General features: G+C 71.0%; 17 protein-coding genes. 8 read left to right on the top strand and 9 right to left on the bottom strand.

Going from position 1 to position 18556, the window contains the following annotated elements; genetic code table 11:
* The first annotated feature begins 57 nt into the window (after nt 1-57).
* Nucleotides 58-684 carry a response regulator transcription factor gene (locus D7Y11_RS44240; RefSeq protein ID WP_233607263.1) on the top strand — a complete coding sequence of 209 codons (627 nt, stop codon included), beginning with the start codon at nt 58-60 and terminating at the stop codon, nt 682-684.
* Between the two features lie 141 nt (nt 685-825).
* Entirely contained in the window at nt 826-1857 is a 1032-nt protein-coding gene (locus tag D7Y11_RS11660) for an LLM class flavin-dependent oxidoreductase (protein WP_121752909.1), read from the top strand.
* Here the strand turns inward: D7Y11_RS11660 and D7Y11_RS11655 are convergent.
* The 5 genes from D7Y11_RS11655 to D7Y11_RS11635 form a co-directional block, all read right to left on the bottom strand.
* Nucleotides 1808-2308, bottom strand: coding sequence for a DUF6232 family protein (locus D7Y11_RS11655; protein WP_126933728.1), 501 nt, complete (start codon nt 2306-2308; stop codon nt 1808-1810). The two genes, D7Y11_RS11660 and D7Y11_RS11655, sit on opposite strands and share 50 nt — an antisense overlap.
* A complete protein-coding gene (locus tag D7Y11_RS11650) occupies nt 2301-2663 on the bottom strand; it encodes a DNA-binding response regulator (protein ID WP_233597392.1) in 363 nt (120 codons plus the stop codon). The genes D7Y11_RS11655 and D7Y11_RS11650 overlap by 8 nt, the downstream gene beginning before the upstream one ends.
* Nucleotides 2664-2780: 117 nt before the next feature.
* Entirely contained in the window at nt 2781-4214 is a 1434-nt protein-coding gene (locus tag D7Y11_RS11645) for a HAMP domain-containing sensor histidine kinase (protein WP_126933727.1), read from the bottom strand.
* A 106-nt stretch (nt 4215-4320) separates the two neighbouring features.
* Entirely contained in the window at nt 4321-5679 is a 1359-nt protein-coding gene (locus D7Y11_RS11640; protein ID WP_121760543.1) for a sigma-54 dependent transcriptional regulator, read from the bottom strand.
* Nucleotides 5669-7801: an ATP-binding protein gene (locus D7Y11_RS11635; protein WP_121779954.1), complete on the bottom strand. Its 2133-nt coding sequence runs from the start codon at nt 7799-7801 to the stop codon at nt 5669-5671. Before D7Y11_RS11635 ends, D7Y11_RS11640 begins: the two co-directional genes overlap by 11 nt.
* 199 nt (nt 7802-8000) lie before the next feature.
* Between D7Y11_RS11635 and D7Y11_RS11630 the strand changes: the two genes are divergently transcribed.
* From D7Y11_RS11630 to D7Y11_RS11605, 6 genes are all read left to right on the top strand, one after another.
* Nucleotides 8001-8702, top strand: a complete 702-nt coding sequence (locus tag D7Y11_RS11630) for a TetR/AcrR family transcriptional regulator (protein WP_121752906.1) — start codon at nt 8001-8003, stop codon at nt 8700-8702.
* Nucleotides 8699-9499, top strand: coding sequence for a CoA transferase subunit A (locus D7Y11_RS11625; RefSeq protein WP_126933726.1), 801 nt, complete (start codon nt 8699-8701; stop codon nt 9497-9499). The genes D7Y11_RS11630 and D7Y11_RS11625 overlap by 4 nt, the downstream gene beginning before the upstream one ends.
* A complete protein-coding gene (locus tag D7Y11_RS11620; protein ID WP_121752904.1) occupies nt 9499-10242 on the top strand; it encodes a CoA-transferase subunit beta in 744 nt (247 codons plus the stop codon). The genes D7Y11_RS11625 and D7Y11_RS11620 overlap by 1 nt, the downstream gene beginning before the upstream one ends.
* A 45-nt stretch (nt 10243-10287) precedes the next feature.
* The gene (locus D7Y11_RS11615) at nt 10288-11325 is read left to right on the top strand and encodes a zinc-binding dehydrogenase (protein WP_126933725.1); all 1038 of its coding nucleotides are present in this window, start codon (nt 10288-10290) and stop codon (nt 11323-11325) included.
* Nucleotides 11326-11367: 42 nt separating this feature from the next.
* A complete protein-coding gene (locus tag D7Y11_RS11610; RefSeq protein WP_126933724.1) occupies nt 11368-12618 on the top strand; it encodes a hydroxymethylglutaryl-CoA synthase family protein in 1251 nt (416 codons plus the stop codon).
* A 558-nt stretch (nt 12619-13176) separates the two neighbouring features.
* On the top strand, nt 13177-14235 hold the full coding sequence (locus tag D7Y11_RS11605; protein WP_233607262.1) for a ferritin-like domain-containing protein: 1059 nt from the start codon (nt 13177-13179) through the stop codon (nt 14233-14235).
* A 5-nt stretch (nt 14236-14240) separates the two neighbouring features.
* Here D7Y11_RS11605 and D7Y11_RS11600 read toward each other — a convergent pair whose 3' ends face one another.
* The 4 genes from D7Y11_RS11600 to D7Y11_RS11585 all read right to left on the bottom strand — a co-directional run bounded on the left by D7Y11_RS11600 (nt 14241) and on the right by D7Y11_RS11585 (nt 18541).
* A complete protein-coding gene (locus D7Y11_RS11600; protein WP_126933722.1) occupies nt 14241-14936 on the bottom strand; it encodes a c-type cytochrome in 696 nt (231 codons plus the stop codon).
* Nucleotides 14933-16210 (bottom strand): hypothetical protein, encoded by a 1278-nt coding sequence (locus D7Y11_RS11595; RefSeq protein WP_199753719.1) that lies wholly within the window; start codon nt 16208-16210, stop codon nt 14933-14935. The genes D7Y11_RS11600 and D7Y11_RS11595 overlap by 4 nt, the downstream gene beginning before the upstream one ends.
* The gene (locus tag D7Y11_RS11590) at nt 16207-17505 is read right to left on the bottom strand and encodes a hypothetical protein (protein ID WP_126933721.1); all 1299 of its coding nucleotides are present in this window, start codon (nt 17503-17505) and stop codon (nt 16207-16209) included. Before D7Y11_RS11590 ends, D7Y11_RS11595 begins: the two co-directional genes overlap by 4 nt.
* A gap of 85 nt (nt 17506-17590) precedes the next feature.
* The gene (locus D7Y11_RS11585) at nt 17591-18541 is read right to left on the bottom strand and encodes a hypothetical protein (RefSeq protein WP_120577158.1); all 951 of its coding nucleotides are present in this window, start codon (nt 18539-18541) and stop codon (nt 17591-17593) included.
* Nucleotides 18542-18556: the final 15 nt, after the last annotated feature.

The following is an 18556-nucleotide window of genomic DNA, read 5'->3' as shown; positions in this document are numbered from 1 at the left end:
TGGACAAAGGGCCAGGGTACGCAAGCGCGGCACGCATGGCAGCATGAGTGGACCGACATGCCCCGCTACGCCCTCATCGCCGAACCGGATCGCCACCGTGCCGCGGGGCTGCTCGCGCTCGCGCAACAAGAGGGACTGGAAGGCGTGGTGGCGCGCGATGGCGCGGAGGCCCAGGAGCTGGTGCGTCAGCGCGGCTCACCCACGCTGCTGGTGACGGACCTGGCGCTGCCCCGGGTGGACGGGTTCGCGTTGCTGGCGTGGCTGAGAGGCCGCTCGGACGCACGCCACACGGCGGTGGTGGTGGTGACGGCGTTCGACGAGCTGCGCGTGCGCGCCTGGCAGCTCAAGGACGCGCTGGGCATCCACGCGCTGCTCAGCCGGCGCGCGGGACCAGAGGCGACGCGGCGCGGCGCGAGCTGGCCCGGCACGCGGAAGGCCTCTGTCCTCCCCCGGGCTTCGTGGTGCGCTGGACGGGGGACCCTCCTGCTCGCGCTGCCCGGGGCGGACGCCGTGGGCGCGGAGGCCGCGCGCCAGCAGCTCCATGACGTGCCCGGCCAGCCCGCGTGCGTGTCCATCGCCGTGACGGTGCGGGGCGAGGAGGATCCGCACCGCACCCTGGACCGCGCGCACGCCGCGCTGGTTCGAGCGAAGTCCGAGCGCAAGGCCGGCCCCCCGCACGCCTGAAGCCAGGCTGATGGGTGGGATGGCCTCCGCCTGGCGGTCCGGAGGGCCCGAGCGCCCGAGCGGTGCGTCAATGCCGTGAAAACCCCGAGGGCCCTGGCTATCGAAGGGCTTTTCCGCCCCCGTGGCGCGAGGGTCCCCCCGATGATCCCCTTCTCCGTCCTCGACCTGTCCCCCGTCATCTCCGGGGGCGACGCCGGCCTCGCCCTCCACAACAGCCTGGACCTGGCCCGCCACGCGGAAGCCCTGGGCTACAAGCGCTTCTGGCTGGCCGAGCACCACAACATGACGGGCATCGCCAGCGCGGCCACGTCGGTGGTCATCGGGTACGTGGCGGGGGGCACGAAGACGATTCGCGTGGGCGCGGGCGGCGTCATGTTGCCCAACCACGCGCCGCTCATCATCGCGGAGCAGTTCGGCACGCTGGAGACGCTCTATCCCGGCCGCATCGACCTGGGCCTGGGCCGCGCGCCGGGGACGGATCAGCGCACCTCCGCCGCCCTGCGCCGGGGCCTGGGGGGCGCGGACAGCTTCCCGCAGGACGTGGTGGAGCTGCAGAACTACTTCAAGGACCCGGTGCCGGGGCAGGCCGTGCGCGCGGTGCCGGGCGCGGGCCTGCACGTGCCGCTGTGGCTGTTGGGCTCCAGCACCTTCAGCGCGCAGCTGGCCGCGGCCCTGGGGTTGCCCTTCGCGTTCGCGTCGCACTTCGCGCCCGCGCAGATGATGAGCGCGCTGCACCTGTACCGCACGCAGTTCCGCCCGTCGGACGTGCTCCAGAAGCCGTACGCGATGATTGGCGTGAACGTCTTCGCCGCGGACACGGACCAGGAGGGGCAACGCCTCTTCACGTCGCTGCTCCAGGCCTTCATCAACCTGCGCCGGGGCCGGCCGGGCCCGCTGCTGCCGCCGGTGGAAAGCATGGACGGTCAGCTCAACGAGATGGAGCTGGCGGAGATCGAACACATGCTGGCGTGCACCGTGGTGGGCTCGCCGGACAGCGTGCGCGACGGCCTCCAGTCCCTCATCGAGCAGACCGGAGCCGACGAGCTGATGGTGACCGCGCAGATCTTCGACCACGCGGCGCGCCTGCGCTCCTACGAGATCGTCTCGCGGGTGCGCGACCAGCTCACGGCCGCTGACACGCGGCCCGCACCGTCCCCGCAAGCCGTGCGATGAGCTGGGCGTCGTGGCTGCCGAAGACGCGGCGCGAGCCGCCCGGCAGCCCCAGCACCAGGTAGTGGGTGTCCTCCACCACGAGCAGCGCGGCCATGGACGTGAAGAGGCCCAGGGCGGTGAGGACGAGCCCCGCCTCGTAGGCGCCCTTCAGCGCCGTCACGCTGATGGACAGCCAGGACAACAGCGGCAGCCCCAGCGCCCCGGCCAGGCCCACCGCGAGCAGGTAGGGCCACACCTTCGGGGTGCGGCGCGCGGTCTCCACCTGGAGCACGTCGCGCAGCGCCCAGCTCTGGCCGCCCACGACGAGCCGCTCGGCGGTGACGCGGACCTGGCCGGCCTGGAAGAGGGAGGGCTCCCCCGAGTCCAACACCGGAGCCACCGGGCGGCGCTCCACTTCACGCAAGGGGACAACGGGACGCAGCACGGTGACGACGGCCATCGGTTCACCCATGGGTGGTCTCCAACAGAGGGAAGTGCGAGCGCAGGAGGGCGCGAAGCTCATCGAGTGGGCTGCCCAGCGCGAAACATGCCCGGGCCCCCTGACACAGGGCGCGGGACACCAGGCGCTCGTCCGCGAAGGGCAGGAGGACGACGACGGGCGCGGTGGCGGCGCAGTCCCGAGCGCGTGTCATCACCGGGAGGATGGCCTCCCCGCGCTCCACGTGCGCCAGCACCAGGTCCGGCCGGGCCGCGTCCTCCGCGTCCAGGAACAGGGCGATGCCCAGGTCGCCCAGCACGTCCGCCAGCAGCGAGGCCAGGGACTCATCCGCACCGAGCAGCAAGGCCCGGGTTGTGCGCAGGGACACCACGGTCCCACGTCACAGCAAGCTACATGCCGGAACCACCGTCCCCCGGGGCCACCGAGTGATCACCCGTGGACCGTGGCAATCCGCCAGCCCCCCGTGGCGGATTGCCACGCGGGCCTAGTTCAGGGGGCTCGTGCCTGGAGCGTCGTGCGGCGGCGGGGAGACGTCCCAGGAGGAAGAGCCCGCCCGCGGCAGCTCGAACCAGAACGTGCTCCCCTTCCCGCGCGTGGACGTGACACCCACCCGGCCCCCGTGCCCTTCCACCAGCTTCTTGACGGTCGCGAGCCCCAGCCCGAGCCCTTCGGCGATGGCGCTGCTCCCCTTGACGCGGAAGTACGGCTCGAACAGGGAGGGCAGGAGCTCCGGCGTGATGCCCGGCCCCGTGTCGCTGACGCGGGTGCGAATGAAGGCCCCCGTGTCCTCCACGCGGAGGGTGACCCGCCGGGTCGTCGCATCGCCCATGTACTTGATGGCGTTGCGGATCAGGTTGCCGAGCAGGCTCAGGTAGACGCCGGTGCTGCAAGCCACCAGGACCGGCGGAACGGGCTCGTGACGCAGCTCGATGCCGGCCTGCTCCGCCTCCACCGCGAAGCCGCCCAGCAGGTCGGTGATGATCGCCCGGGGTTCGGCCCGGGCACCGGGATCCGGCCGGGCTCCGGAGCGGGCGAAGTCCAGGAGCGCGCCGGTGATGGCATCCGCCCGTGAGAGGCTCCGGATGATGCGCTTGAAGGGCGCGCGAGAGGATTCCTCCGGGGTCTTGCGCAAGCCGAGCTCGGCGGCCATCCGGGCCGAGGACAGCGGGTTGCGGATGTCGTGCGCGACGCGGCCCGCGAACTGCTCCAGCTCCTCTGCTCGCGCTTCGACGAACTTCGTGTGCGCGTCCGCGAGCGCGCGGCGTCCTTGCAGTTCGCGATGGAGCAACCACGCCACGACCCCGGCCAGGATGCCGCACAGCGCGTGGAGGCTCGTGCTCAGCCACACGGCTTCGCGGCGCGCTTCGCGGATGCGCTCCGCCAGCTCCCGTCCCCGGACCGCGTTCCATTCGATGGAGCGCGTGATGTCCTCAAGGAGGCGCCGGCCCGGGGGTTCGACTTCTTGTTCGAACAGCGCCCCCTCCTCCCCCTCCCGCATGGATGCCGCGTCCGTGCGGGCCTGCTTGACCGCGGCTTCGAAGCGCGACCAGGACTCCTGCACGTCCCGCCTCACCGCCTGCTCGCCCGGGAGCGCCGTCAGGTCCAGGTACTCGCTGATGCCCGCCCTCGCCTCCGACAGGGCCGTCTCCAGCTCCCGGTCCAGCTCCCCCCGGTGCGTCGGCTCATTGATGAACCGGGCGAGGACCAGCTCGGCCTCCAGCACGGCCCTGCGGACGAGCGCGAGGTGCTCGATGCTCGGCGCAGAGTTGTAGATGATCTTATTGGAGAGATCGCTGATGACCCCGGACGATCGCTGGACGATCCAACTGGTCACGAAGAAGCTGCCCACGACGGCGGCGAAGGCGAGGAAGAGCAGCTTCCACGACACTTCGGTCCCGGCGGGGCGAGGCGTGGGCATGCCCATTCCATGGGCCCCCGCTGCCCGTGCGGCAACCCGGCGAAGGCTCTTTCACGGACGTTCGTCCGGCCGCCCGGCTGTCAGCCCGCGCGAGGAGACAGCCCGCTCACCGCTCCCGCTCGCGGCGATGGATGGTGGACACATCGATGCCCAGCAGCTCCGCGGCGCGGGTCTTGTTCCCGCCGCAGTGCTGGACCATCCAGTGGATGTACTCCCCCTCCAATTTGCGCAGGGTCCACACGCCCTCCCGAGCCTGGGCGAAGGGCGTGGCCTCCTCCGCCGAGGGCACCGGCGCGTGGGGCCGCAGGTCCTCCAGCGTCACCGTCTCCCGAGGGACGAGCACCACCAGCCGCTCCACCAGGTTCTCCAGCTCGCGCACATTGCCCGGCCAGGGCATGGCGCCCAGCGCGGCCACCACCTCCGGTGACAGCGACGTCACGCGGGAGCGCGGGTTGCGCGCTCGAGAGCGGGCGGTGAAGTGCTCCACCAGTTGGGGGATGTCCTCCCGGCGCTCCTTCAGCGAGGGCACCCGCAGCGTGACGACGTTGAGCCGGTAGAAGAGGTCCGCGCGGAAGCGCCCTTCCCTCACGCGCGCCTCCAGGTCCTGGTGCGTGGCGGCCACCACGCGAACATCCACCGTGCGGCTGGCGTCCGAGCCCACCGCGCGCACCTCGCCGTCCTCCAGGATGCGCAACAGCCGCGCCTGGAGCTCCGTGGGCATGTCGCCAATCTCGTCCAGGAACAACGTGCCGCCGTGCGCCTCCACGAACAGGCCGCGCCGCACGGACGTGGCTCCGGTGAAGGCGCCCTTCACGTGGCCGAACAGCTCGCTCTCCAGCAGCGGCCCCGGTAGCGCGGTGCAGTTGACGGCCACGAAGGGGTTGGACGCGCGAGGGCCCTCGACATGGAGCGCGCGGGCCACCAGCTCCTTGCCGCTGCCGCTCTCGCCCCGGAGCAGCACCGGGGCCGCCGCGTGCGCCACCCGGTCGATGAGTTCGTACAGCCCGCGCATGGGCGCGCTCTTGCCCACCAGCGCGCCCAGGCCGGAGCGCTCCTGCGACGCCTGCTTCAGCGCACGGTGCTCCGCGCGCAGCCGGCGGTCCTCCAGCGCGCGGCCCAGGTACAGCCGCACCTCGTCCAGGCGGAAGGGCTTGGTGAAGTAGTGGTACGCGCCCCGGCGCATCGCCTCCACCGCGCTCTCCACGCCGCCGAAGGCCGTCATCAGCAGCACGGGCAGCTCCGGGTCCACCGCGCGGGCGGCGTCCAGCACGTCCAGGCCGTCCACCTTCTCCATGCGCAGGTCGGTCAGCACCGCGTCGTACACGCGCGAGCGGATGAGCGTCAGCGCCTCCTGCCCTCCCGTGGCCAGGTCCACCGTCCAGCCCGCGTCGGCCAGCGGCTCCTGGAGCATGCGCCCCATCTCCACGTGGTCGTCCACCACGAGGATGCGCGCGTCAGACGGCAAGTCGCTCGGCATTTCGTTCCTCTGGGACAGCTCTTGCCACCGGCCACAGCACGGTGACGCGGGTGCCCTGCCCCGGCGTGCTCTCCAGCTCCACCCGTCCGCCGTGGTTGCGCACGACGTGGGCCACCATCGTCAGCCCCAGCCCCGTGCCCTGACCACGCTTCTTCGTGGTGAAGAACGGATCAAACACCTGGTTGAGGCGCTCCTTGGGAATCCCGCACCCGTCGTCGCGCACGGTGAGCGCGACCAGGCCCCACGTGCCTTCCTCCGGGCCCGCCAGCGCGGAAGCCGAGACCTCCACCGTGCCGCCCTCGCTGCACGCATCGCAGGCGTTGAGCGTGAGGTTGAGCAGCACCTGCTGGAGCTGATCCGAGTCGGCCGCCAGCGCCGGCACCGACTCCGGCACATCCACGCTCAAGCTCACCCGCCGCCGCTCCGCCTCCACCTGCAACAGCTCGTGCACGCTCCGGGCGAGCGGCCCCAGCGCCACCGGCCGCACCATCGCGGGCTGCAGGCGAGAGAAGTCCAACAGCTGGCGCAGCGTGCGGCTCACCCGGTCGATCTGCTCGACGATGACGCCCAGCCCCGGCCCTTGAGGATGCGACGGACCCAGCTTGCTCTGCACGTACTCCGCCCGGCCGCGCACCACGCCCAGCGGCGTGCCGATCTCATGCGCGATGCCCGCCGCCAGCACGCCCACCGTGGCCAGCTTCTCCGCGCGCAACAGCTGCGTCTCCAGCGCGCGCACGTCGCTCAGGTCCTCCACCACCAGCAGCGCGCGCGTCTCCTCTTTCGGATCCTCCGCGGTCAGCGGCACCGCGTGCAGGTTGTACGTGCCCTCTTCACCGAAGAGCGCCAGCGGTTCGCCCAACAGGCTCAGCGGCCGGTCCTCCCGCCGCGCGGACGCCACCAACGCTGACAGCCGCTCCACCACCGGCTCCGGCGCCCCGGGAAACGCGGACGCCAGCGGAGCACCTGTCACATTGCCGGGCACGCGCGAGCGCAGGGCCTGGTTGACGGCGCTGATCCGCCCGTCCTCCGTCAGCGCGAGGACGCCCGTGGGCAGATGGTCGAGGATCTTCCGCGTCCGATCATGGAGCGCGGCGAGCTGGGCCGCGTGCCGGCGGCTCTCCATCAGCGCCACCGCGCGCCGCCGCGCCAGCACCACGTACACCGCGAAGGCCACCAGGAAGAACGCCACCAGCGCGCCCGCGCCCAACAGCCGCACCACCAGCGACTGCTCATGCGAACGCAGCGCCGCGGTGGACACCAGCGTCGCCACCGCCCAGTGACTGCCGCCGCGCATGCGGATGGGCGTGTAGACGGCCACCACCTCCGCGCGCCCCAGCCCCAGCCGCTCCGCCTCCAGTTCGGACAGGGGCAGCATGCCGCGCGCGCCCGCCTTCAGCCGGGACACCAGGAACGCGAAGCCCGGCACGCCCGAGTCCTTCTGGCTCGCGCGGCCGAACCACTCCGTCAGGGCCGGGTCGCTCGCGGGCGTGGGCTGGCCGTGCGTGCCCACGAGCAGCATCCGAGCCTCCAGGTCCGACGTGACGATGCGCAGCGGCGCGAAGAACGACTCCGTGTCCACCAGCACCGCCACCGCGCCCTCGGGCTTGCCGTCCGTCGCGGGCAGCGCCGTGGCCAGGATGCGCAGCCAGCCGCCGTTGGCCGCGTCCAGGCTGGGCGACGTGGTGAGGTCGCCCGGCGGACGCTGCAACGCGCGGCGCGCCGTGTCGGCCATCTCCGCCACCAGCCCCTCGCGCGACACCTGCGCGTCCGGCTTGCGATCCAACAGCAGCAGCCGCTCCGCGCCGTCGCCGTCGTACGCCGCGATGGCCTTGTACTGACCCACTGCCTCCAGCAGCGCGCGCAGCTCCCGCCGGTGCTCCGCCAGGGTCCCCGGCTGGGACATCAGCTCGCCGGCGAAGCGCAGGTTCTTGCCCACCTCCTCCAGCGAGTCCGTGACGCCGCCCACGGCCTCGTCCAACTGCTTCTGCCGGTCCCCCGCGAACTGCTCCACCAGGGTCGTCCGGCTGCGCTTCACCAGGGTCCAGACCCCCACCCCCACGCTCGCCAGCGCGGCGCACAAGAGGAGGATGGGCAGGAGCGTGGACCGCATGGGAGGCCCGCAACCTAACCCGTTGGGTGGTCCCAAGTCCTTGTTTCCAAAAGCCTTTATCCCACCAGCCCTCCGGTACTTGCCCGTTGACGGACCGCGTCGCCGGGTGCTACCTACCGGTCGGTAGGTGAAGTGACCTACCGGTCGGTAGGTGGTTTCAGCCCGGCAGGAGCAGGCAGGCCGGCGAGGGAAGGCACGCATGACACCCACGGGGCGCAAACCGGACGAGGGCGAGCGGTACAGGGCCATCCTGGAGACGGCGGCGCGGCTCATCTGCGAGCGCGGCTACGAGGGCACGTCGATGCAGGAGATCGCCGCCGCGTGCCGGATGACCAAGGCGGGGCTCTACCACCACATCCAGAACAAGGAGCAGCTGCTCTTCGCCATCATGAACTACGGGATGGACGTGTTCGAGGAGCAGGTCCTCGCGCCCGTTCAGGCTGTAGCGGATCCGGTGGAGCGGCTGCGCCAGTGCATGCGGCAGAACATCCACCTGGTGACGAGCGGCCGCAGCAAGGAGGTCATCATCATCCTCCACGAGCACGCCACGCTCACCGGTGAAGCGCGCGAGTACATCGACCGGCGCAAGAAGCGCTACGTGCGCTTCCTGGAGGACGCTTTCGCGGAGGCCAACCGCCTGGGCCGCCTGCGCGGCGTGGTGGACCCCACGGTGGCGGCGTTCTCGTTCCTGGGGATGATCCTCTGGGTCTACAAGTGGTTCAAACCGGACGGGCGCCTCACCGAGGAGCAGATCGCCGACGGCATGGTGGAGCTGCTCTTTCCCTCCGCCGCTTCGGCCGTGAGCGCCCCGGCCCCTTCGGCTGAAGACGCGCCCGCGCTGCGCATGGTGCCGCGCGCCGCTTCCGGTTCCAGCTCCGGTTCTGGAGGAGAGCCCCAGTGAACCGCGCCCGTTGGAGTTCCCTGTCGGAGGCGGTGGCCTCCATCCCGGACGGCGCGTCGATCGCGGCTGGCGGGTTCATGCTCGGCCGCGCGCCCATGGCGCTGGTGCTGGAGCTGGTGGCGCAGGAGAAGCGCGGTCTGCAGCTCATCTCCCTGCCCAACCCATTGCCGGCGGAGTTCCTGGTCGCGGGCGGGTGCCTCAAGCGCGTGGAGCTGCCCTTCGGCGCGCTGGTGCTGGAGAACCGCGTGCGTCCCCTGCCCTGCCTCAAGCGGGCCATCGAGGCGGGCGAAATCGAATGGCGCGAGCACGACGGCTACCGCGTGGTGCAGCGGCTGCGCGCGGCGTCCATGGGGCTGCCCTTCATCCCCGCGCCGGACGCGGACGTGTCGGAGCTGGCGGAGGTGGACGCGCCGCGCACGGTGGAGGATCCGTTCACGGGCCGCCGCGTGCCGGTGGAGCCCGCGTACTACCCGGACGTGGCGCTCATCCACGCCCGGGCGGCGGACGACAAGGGCAACCTGCTGATCGAAGACCCCACCACGGACCTGCTCGTCGCGGGCGCCGCGAAGCGGATCATCGCCACGGTGGAGGAGCGCGTGCCGAAGCTGTCGCGCGTCACCATCCCCGCCTTCCAGGTGGAGCGCGTGGTGCTCGCCCCCGGCGGTGCGCTGCCCACGGGCTGCCTGGGCCAGTACCCGCATGACGACGCGATGCTCGCGGCCTACCTGGCCGCGGCGGATGCGGGCGACGCGAAGGGCTTCCTCATGTCGCTGCGCGCGACCCGGAGCGCGGCATGATGACGACGACGGTGGACGCGACGCCCGCGGAGACGGTGGTGTCGCTGCTGGCGCGGGAGATTGAAGACGGCTCGGTGGTGGCCACGGGTGTGGCGTCGCCGCTGGTCATCCTGGCCATCGCGGTGGCCCGGGCCACGCATGCGCCGGGGCTGACGTACCTGGCGTGTGTCGGTTCGTTGGACCCTGAGCTGCCGGAGCTGTACCCGTCGTCCGAGGACCTGCGGTACCTGGACGGCCGGTCCGCGGAGGTGAGCATCGCGGACCTGTTTGATCACGCCCGGCGCGGCCGGGTGGACACGGTCTTCTTTGGCGCGGCGGAGGTGGATCCGGCGGGCCGTACCAACATGACGGCGTCCGGCACATTGGAGAAGCCACGCACCAAGTTCCCTGGCGTCGCGGGCGCGGCCACGCTGCGCCAGTGGGTGAAGAACCCGGTGCTGCTGGTGCCCCGGCAGTCGCGCCGCAACCTGGTCCCGCAGGTCCAGGTGGCCACGACGCGCGACCCCAGCCGTCCGGTGCGGCTCATCTCCGACCTGGGCACGTATGAGCTGGGCGGGCCCCGTGGGGCGCGGCTGTTGGCGCGTCACCCGTGGGCCACGGTGGACGGCATCGCAGAGCGGACCGGCTTCGAGTTCGCGGTGCCGGACGCGCTGCCCGTCACCTCCCTTCCGGACGCGCGCACGGTGTCGGCCATCCGCGCGCTGGACCCCCGCAACCTGCGCGACGCGCTCGTCGGCGGCTGAAACACATCTCCCCAATCTTCAAGCCACACGGAAAAGAGGCACCGCATGGAAGCCGTCGTTCTTCGCCAGTTTGGGAGTGCAGAGAACCTGCGTCTGGAGACCGTGCCGGTCCCCCGGCCGGGCAAGGGCGAGGTGCTGCTGAAGGTCCACGCGTGCGGCGTCTGCTACCACGACGTCATCAACCGCCGCGGCAACCTGCCCCGCACGCATGTGCCCGCCATCCTGGGGCACGAGGCCGCGGGCGAGGTGGTGGAGGTGGGCCCGGACACGGTGGGCTGGAAGGTGGGCGACCGCGCGGCGACGCTGCAGCGCATGTCCTGCGGTGAGTGCGCGCTGTGCCTCGCCGGCCGCAACAGCCTGTGCAAGACGGACAACCGCTTCTTCGGCGAGGAGCTCCAGGGCGGCTACGCGCAGTTCATGGTGGCCCCGGTGCGAGGCCTCGGCCGCGTGCCGTCCGACCTGCCCTGGGCGGTGGCCGCGACGGTGTGCTGCACGCTGGGCACCGCCGTGCACACGCTGCGCACGCGGGCGAAGGTGAAGGCCGGTGAGACGGTCCTCATCACCGGCGCCAGCGGCGGCGTGGGCCTGGCGGCCGTGCAGCTGGCCAAGGTGGACGGGGCGCGCGTCATCGCCATCACGTCCGGCGAGGCGAAGGTCTCGGCCCTCAAGGAGGCCGGCGCGGACGAGGTGATTGTCTCGCGCGGCCTGGATTTCGGTTCGGAGGCGCGCAAGCGCACGCAGGGCCAGGGCGTGGACGTGGCGGTGGAGATCGTCGGCAGCGCCACCTTTGATCAGACGCTCAAGGCCATGGCGCCCGGTGGACGCGTGGTGGTGGTGGGCAACCTGGAGTCCGGGGTGGTGAACCTCAACCCGGGCCTGGTCATCGTGAAGGAGCTGGAGATTCTTGGCGCGTACGCGACCACGCGCGAGGAGCTGGACGAGTCGCTGCGGCTGACGGCCAAGGGCCTCGTCCGTCCCTTCGTGTCGGAAGAGGTGGCGCTGGCGGACGCGGGCCGCGCGCACTTCCGGCTGGAGAACCGGGAAGTGGCGGGCCGGCTGGTGCTGGTGCCCCCGGCGGCGTGAGGCCGTCTGGATTCGCGACCTTTTGATCTTGAGGAGCTCCCCATGAAGAAGCGGGTTGGAATCGAAGCGCTGGCGGTGGCGGTCCCCCGGCGGTACGTGGACATCGAGGACCTGGCGCGGGCGCGCGGCGTGGACCCGGCGAAGTTCACCGCGGGCCTGGGCGCGAAGGAGATGGCGGTCAACGACCCGGGCGAGGACTCCGTGTCGCTGGCGGCCACGGCGGCCGCTCGGCTCATCCAGCAGCAGGGCGTGGACACCTCCAAGCTGGGCATGCTGGTGGTGGGCACGGAGACGGGCGTGGACCACTCCAAGCCCATCGCGTCGCACGTGCACGGCCTGCTGAAGCTGCCGCGCGGCATGCGCACGTTCGACTCGCAGCACGCGTGCTACGGCGGCACGGCGGGTCTGATGGCGGCGGTGGAGTGGATTGCGTCCGGCGCGGCGGCGGGCCGCTCCGCGCTGGTGGTGTGCACGGACATCGCGCGCTACGGCCTGAAGACGGCGGGCGAGCCCACGCAGGGCGGCGGCGCGGTGGCGCTGCTGGTGTCGGAGACGCCGGACCTGCTGGCGGTGGACGTGGGGCTCAACGGCGTGAGCACCGCGGACGTGTACGACTTCTGGCGTCCGGTGGGCCGGCGCGAGGCGCTGGTGGACGGTCACTACTCCATCACCTGCTACCTGGACGCCATGGCGGGCGCGTACCGGGGCTGGCGAGAGCGCGCCATGGAGCAGGGGCTGGTGCGGTGGGACTCGAAGCTGCCCAGCGAGCAGCTGGCGCGCATCCTCTACCACGTGCCCTTCTGCAAGATGGCGCGCAAGGCGCACGCGCAGGTGCGGCTGTGCGACCTGGAGGACTCGGCCAACGGGCCGGCCACGCCCGAGGCGCGCGACGAGGCGGCGAAGTCGCAGGCCAGCTACGACGCGCAGGTGGCGAAGTCGCTGGGGCTGAACGCGCGGGTGGGCAACGTCTACACGGCGTCGCTGTACCTGGCGCTCGCGGGCCAGCTGCACGCGGAGGGCGCGGCGCTGGCGGGCCAGCGGATGGGCCTCTTGTCCTACGGCAGCGGTTCCTGCGCGGAGTTCTACACCGGCGTCGTGGGTGAGAAGGCCGCGGAGCGCATGGCCCGCGCGGACCTGGACACGGTGCTGGCGAAGCGCGAGCGCGTGTCGGTGGAGGAGTACGAGCGGCTGATGAACCTGCCCTACGACGCGCCGGAGGCGATTGCTCCGGAGCCGGGCACGTTCCGGCTGGCGGAGATCCACGAGTTCCGCCGCAAGTACGCGGGGGCGTAGGCCGCACCTGTTCCACGGTCGTTCCCACGGGCGATGCGCGCTTTGCGGCGTGCATCGCCCGTCTGCTTTTCATGGGCATGGTCCCGAACCGGTTTGATAGGGTTTGGGGGCAGCGCAGGGGCCGGGCTGCCAACACGGGGGTTGCCATTGAACGCGGAGCGATTGCGGCGGCTGTTCGCCAGGGCCTTGAAGGCAACGCTGGCCACGCCGCTTGTGATTGCCGGATGCCACGGCGAACGGCACGTAAAGCCGGACGTGCCCGCTGGCCGGCTGGCGACGAACTACCGCCGGATCCGGTGCGCGGAGGCTCCTCCGAGGGAGGGATATCCCTTCTACAACGCGGTCCCCGGAATCGACAGGGCGTGGATGGTGCCCGTGCCGGACTTCGTCGAGGTGAGGCGGTATTCGTACACCTGGGAGCTCGTCGCCGACACGTCAAAGCCCCGACGACCCGGTGGAGGGCAGCCAGCCCGTGCCGAGAGGAAGCGAATCCCTGGCTCCCAGTCCGTCTTCACCACGGGAAACGCTTGCGAGACGGCCGTCAACAAAGAGGCCTGTGTGGAAGCGCGCCAGTCGCTGGACGACGGAGGCATGGAAGGCTTTGGAGGTAAGTGTCTTGGCGACGCCCTTTCGACGTGTAGCTCCTATTACGTGGTGACCACCCGGGGCGACGACGTGAGGATCTTCAGGTCGAGGGATTCGCTCAAACAGGTGCTGGGTGCCATCGAGCAGGCGGAGGAGGCCGCACTCCTGGCATTCGCGGCCGGCTACGAGGTCTGCTCCTCCACCGAGGCCCCGCCATGGGTCGGCGTCAATCCCGACGAGGGCTTCACGATCCTGGAGGAACTGGGCGTTGATTGTGACCAGAAGCAGTCATGGCTGTCCCGGAAGCCGGTGCGCATCTCGTCCTCGGGAGAGGTGGTCGAGCACAAAGCCTTCAAGGTCAAGTACGGCGACACGGGCTGCTATCCCGGCAGAAGGCCCGTGGGACTCCAGGAGGCACAGGCTGAGGACTGCGAGGACGCCCGGGGCGCCTGGTTCGCCAATGCCGCCCGGCTGGAGGCTGCGTCCGTCGACGCCTTCCTCCGGCTGCGCGAGGAGCTGGCCCTGCACGGTGCGGGTCAGGCGTTGCAGGACGCGGCGCTCGCCAGCGCGCAGGACGAGGTCCGGCACGCGGAGGTCACCACCCGGCTCGCGCGTCACTTCGGGGCCGAGCCTCCCCTGCCCTCCGTGGCCGACGTGCCGCTGAGGTCCTTGCGCGAGGTGCTGCTCGACAACGCCGTGGAGGGGTGCGTGCGGGAGACCTACAGCGCGCTGCTGGCCCACCACCAGGCACTGCACGCGGAGGATGCGGAGATCCGCGAGGCCATGGTCCGCATCGCGGAGGACGAGACGCGCCACGCGGGCCTGTCGTGGGACATCGACGCGTGGGCCGCGCCCAGGCTGTCCGAAGAGGACCGCTCCATCCTTCGGGAGGCCCGGCGCCAGGCGCTGGCCGTGCTGCGCGCGGAGATGGCCGTGCCGCTGGACGCGCGCCTCTCCGCGGAGGCCGGGCTGCCTTCACCGGCGGTGGCACTGGCACTGTTGGACTCGCTGGAGCAGTCGCTCTGGGCCTGAGGCGCTCACAACCCCAGGAAGGTGAGCACCGCCGCCAGGTCCTCGTCCGACAGGGCCTCCCGGCTGTAGAGCGGCATGGTGCCGCCCACTCCGAAGAAGTTGCCATGGCGCAGCTTCTCGATGACCACCAGCCGCCGGGGAATGCCAGGGAAGAGCGCGTCGTAGTCGTCCGTCACCTCCGGCAACACTGACGCGAACGTCGTCAGCCGTCCCTCCCCTGTGTGCGTGGCCCCATGGCACGTCTGGCAGGCGGCGCGGTACACGGCGACTCCCCTTCCAGCATCACCAGCCGGCACGTCCTGGATGTCCTTCACCACCGTGAAGGGCAGCGCGGGTGCGTCCGCGTCCGGGCTGATCCGCACCAGGTATTCGTACAGCGCCCGCGCCTTGGGATCCTCCCGCGTGAGGGGGGACACGCCGCGCATGAAGCCCAGGTAGCAGAAGTTCACCGCGCTCAGCAGGTCCGTCTCGTAGCCGCCCCACCACGTCTCGCGGAACGCCACGTTCTCCAGCGGGTAGCCCGCGAGCATCCGGTCCGGATCGGGCATGGCGCTCGTGGCGTGGCAGGTCGCGCAGGAGAAGCTGTTGAACTGGCTGTCCGACAGCCGGGCATCCTGGAACAGCGTCTCACCGAACTCCGCCGCGGGCGTCGCGCCGCCACAGCCCGCCAGCAGCGCGCCCAGCACCCAGAGCCACCTCATGGCCGGCTCCGCAGCAGCGCCACCGAGTCCGGGAAGAGCCCCACCTGGACCGTCTTCACCACCCGCCGCTCCTCCAGCGACACGACGTGGAGCGTGCCCGGCCCCACGTGGTCGCCCTCGCAGACCACGAGCGCATGGCGCTCATCCGGCGTCAGCATCAGCTGGTGCACGTTGAGGCAGCCGCTGGGCGCCAGCGGAATCTCCCCGGGCACCGCCTCCGGATCGGCTGCGTCGATGATGGCGATGGAGTCCACCGACTGGTACGGCATGTAGAGCGTGCGCCCGTCGGACGTGAAGGCACCGAACATCGGCGCGCCCTGCAGCCACACCGTGCGCTGGGGATCCATCGTGAGCGTCTCCGGATCCAGGTACTGCACCGCGCGGCTCGCGAGTGAGCTGATCCACACCGCACCCGTCGTGGGCGACACCGTGAGCGCATAGGGCTGATGAAGGGGCCGCACGGCCGTGCCGACGTTGGCCGCCACCTTCACGCGACGCACCGGGCGGTCCGCCTGCTCCAGGTCCACGATGGCGACCTCGTCCGACCAGCAGGCGACGTAGGCACTGCGTCCGTCCGGTGACAGCCGGACCGCGTGGGGCGCGGGACAGACGGGCACCATCGCCGTGCGCGTCATCGTCCGCGCATCGAGGATGGCCATCCGTGAATCCATCTCCGCTTCCGTGCCTCCCCGCCGCGCCACCTCCGCGATCTTCAGCAGGTCGAAGTGCGTCTGGAAGAGCGTCCGCCCGTCCGCGCTGAGGATGACGTCGCCCGGGTTGGGATCCACGCGCACGGACCCCACGACGGCGTGGGTGGCCGCGTCCAGCTTGAGGCAGTAGCCATCCGCCTTCCCCGAACCATGCGTCCCGTGCGGTCCGGAGCCGGAGCCGGGCACGTAGTTGGAGATGCCCACGTAATAGAAGTCACCCTCCGGCGAGACGACCGAGTGGTGCGGCCCCTCCAGCTCCACCGGGTTGAGCCCCACCGGGACGCGCGCCAGTTCGCCCCAGGTGGGAGACTCCATCCCGTCCAGGTCCAACAGGCTGAGGGTGTCCTCCAGGTTGTTGGTGATGATCAGCCGTCCGGCGGGCCCCACGGGCGGCAGCGGCGCGGACACCGGCCACGGCGCTTCGACGCCGTACTCCAGCTCCGGCACCTGGAGCGGTCCCGTGTCCGTCTCACCACAGGCCCCGAGCACGCCCACCGACAGGGCAAGCAGCAGCCAGGACCGCGCCCCGACAGCGCGCTTCGTCCAAGGCAGTGAGGCCGTCATGACCGGCGGCTCCGCGCCAGCGCGTCCCTTCGGGAACGGCGCCCCCACACCGTCGCGAGCACCAGGAGCGCGCCCGGCACCAGGCCCGGCGACGCGGCGCAGCCATCCGGGGACGCTGGCGCCACGGGCTGCTCGGAAGGGCCGGCGTCCTGCGTGGGTCCCACGCCCCCGTCCGGAGCCGCGCCGTAGAGCTGCGCCAGCTGCGGCCACAGGGCCGGGCAGCGCTGCTGCACGGGCGTCGCGGCGGGACACAGGTGCGCGCCCTGCACGTCGCCGAGCTTGAACATCGACTCCCAGGTCGTGCCTTCGTCCGCGCTCTTCGCCAACGCCCAGCCGCCCGTCCAGCCCGAACCACAGCCATAGAGCGTCCCGTTCCGCTTCAGCGCGCAGGCGTTCCCATTCGGCTCCGCGAGTTCCGTGAAGGCCCCGTCATCCTGCCCACGGAAGAGGCGGGTCGTCGTGGAGACCCAGACCGTGCGCCCGTCCGGGGACGCTTCCACGCTGGAGATGCGCTCGTAGGTATCCATCACCGACGTCAGCGTGACGCCACCGTCCGTGCTCTTGAGCAGCCAGTCGCGCCCCTGGGCGGAGATCTTCGCCCACAGCACGTCCGGTGACGCGTCGCTCACTCGCAGCAGCACCAGGTCATACGGGAGCTTCAACGCGGTGAGCGGCTGGGGCAGCCGCGTCCAGACGCGCCCGCCGTCATCGCTGCGCGCCAGGAACTGGCCTTCCGCGTCCTGGCCCGACGCGTAGAGGCGCAGCGGATCCGACGCGGCGATGCGGATGGCCGAGTAGCGGGAGCCCGGCGTCGGCGCCAGCGCCTGCACCCAGGACTCCCCGCCGTCCTCGGAGCGGTACAGCCCGTTGTTCAGGGACGGCCGCCCCGTGCTGACGTACAGGAACCGCTCGTCCGTCGGGTGCACCGCCAACCCGGTGACCCACGTGTCTTTGAAATAGGTATGCGGCGCCCACGAGCAGCCGCTGTCGTCGGAGCGGATCAGCGCGCTCCCCGTGGCCGCCAGGATGGCCCCGCCGGACAGCCAGAAGTAGCGCTCCGGACGCCAGATGGCGATGCCCATGCCCTCCGGGCAGATCCACCGCCAGGTCGTCCCCTGGTCGCGGGAGATGAGCGCGCCGGAAGCGTCACCCATGATCCAGTCGTCCTCGTGCCCGCGGCGCACGCTGATGCTGCTCGCCTCGTCGGGCATGCCCCAGTGCGCCCCGGCCGGAGCCGCCCACAACGACAGGAGCAGCGGCAGCATCCAGGACAGGAGGATGGATGTCTTCTTCACGGTGAGGCTCCAGCGAGGAGAGGAAACAACGAGCGGCCGCTCCCGGATGCGCTCCGGGGCACGGCCGCTCGCGTGGGGGAAACGCTTAGTTGGGCGCGTTGCGGTACTCGAAGTCCTCGAGCGTCATCAGGTAGTCCTTCTTGTCCTCGCGGTACCGGAAGCAGTAGCGCGTCGGGTAGAGGCCGGAGACCTCCATCGCCGGAGGCGCCTTGATGGGGCGGCAGTCCTCGGCGGGCTTGCTCTTGGCGAAGCCGCCCTCGACGACGGTCTCGAAGTACGTGATGTGGCCGTCGTAGGCGCCGTAGACGAACGCCTGCGTGAAGGGCTCGCCGTTGAAGGGCGACTCGGCGATGTCCGCCAGGTGGTTGCCCATGCGCGCGGACACGCCCTTCTGGTTCTCGAAGCCCGTCGGGTAGAAGGGCGCCGGCGGATCCTTGATGGCCTTCGCGTAGTCGTTGCAGTCCGTGTAGACGCCGCACGGGCCGGTGCGGATGAAGTTACGCGTCACGAAGTCCTGCATGAAGAAGTGCAGGTCGAAGTGCCCCTTGTCGAACGCGCCGATGGGGCCGTGGCCCCGGCCCTGCCAGTTGAACATGATCCACTGGAAGGGGACGTCCTTCATCTTGGGGAACCAGAGCACGCGCTCGTGGCCGCCGTTGCACTCCTTCTCCGGGTCCGTCACGCCGTCGTTGTTCATGTCCCAGCACGTCTGCCCGTCGTTCGTCGGCAGGTGGGGCAGCATGGGCAGCGTGTCCATGGCGGCCTGATCCACGGTGACGCCAATGGCCTTCACGGAGCCGTCCGCGTTCTTGTGGATGATGGACTGCACGTAACCGTCGCCAAACGACACGCGGTTCTCCATCAGGTCGCACGTGCCGCGGTACGCGCCGTCCTTCAACCGCTTGGACAGCTCCTTCTCGGAGACCTTCTGGACCTTGTTGTCGACACAGGCGTCGACGGTCTCCCCTTCATCGGAACAGCCGGCCATGCCCAGCAGGGCCGCACCCAGGATCCACGGACTCAGACGATGAAACACGGTTGCACTCCTTGT

Source organism: Corallococcus sp. AB018 (assembly GCF_003986945.1).
Classification (GTDB): domain Bacteria; phylum Myxococcota; class Myxococcia; order Myxococcales; family Myxococcaceae; genus Corallococcus; species Corallococcus exiguus.
This window is presented reverse-complemented; position numbering and strand designations above follow the sequence as displayed.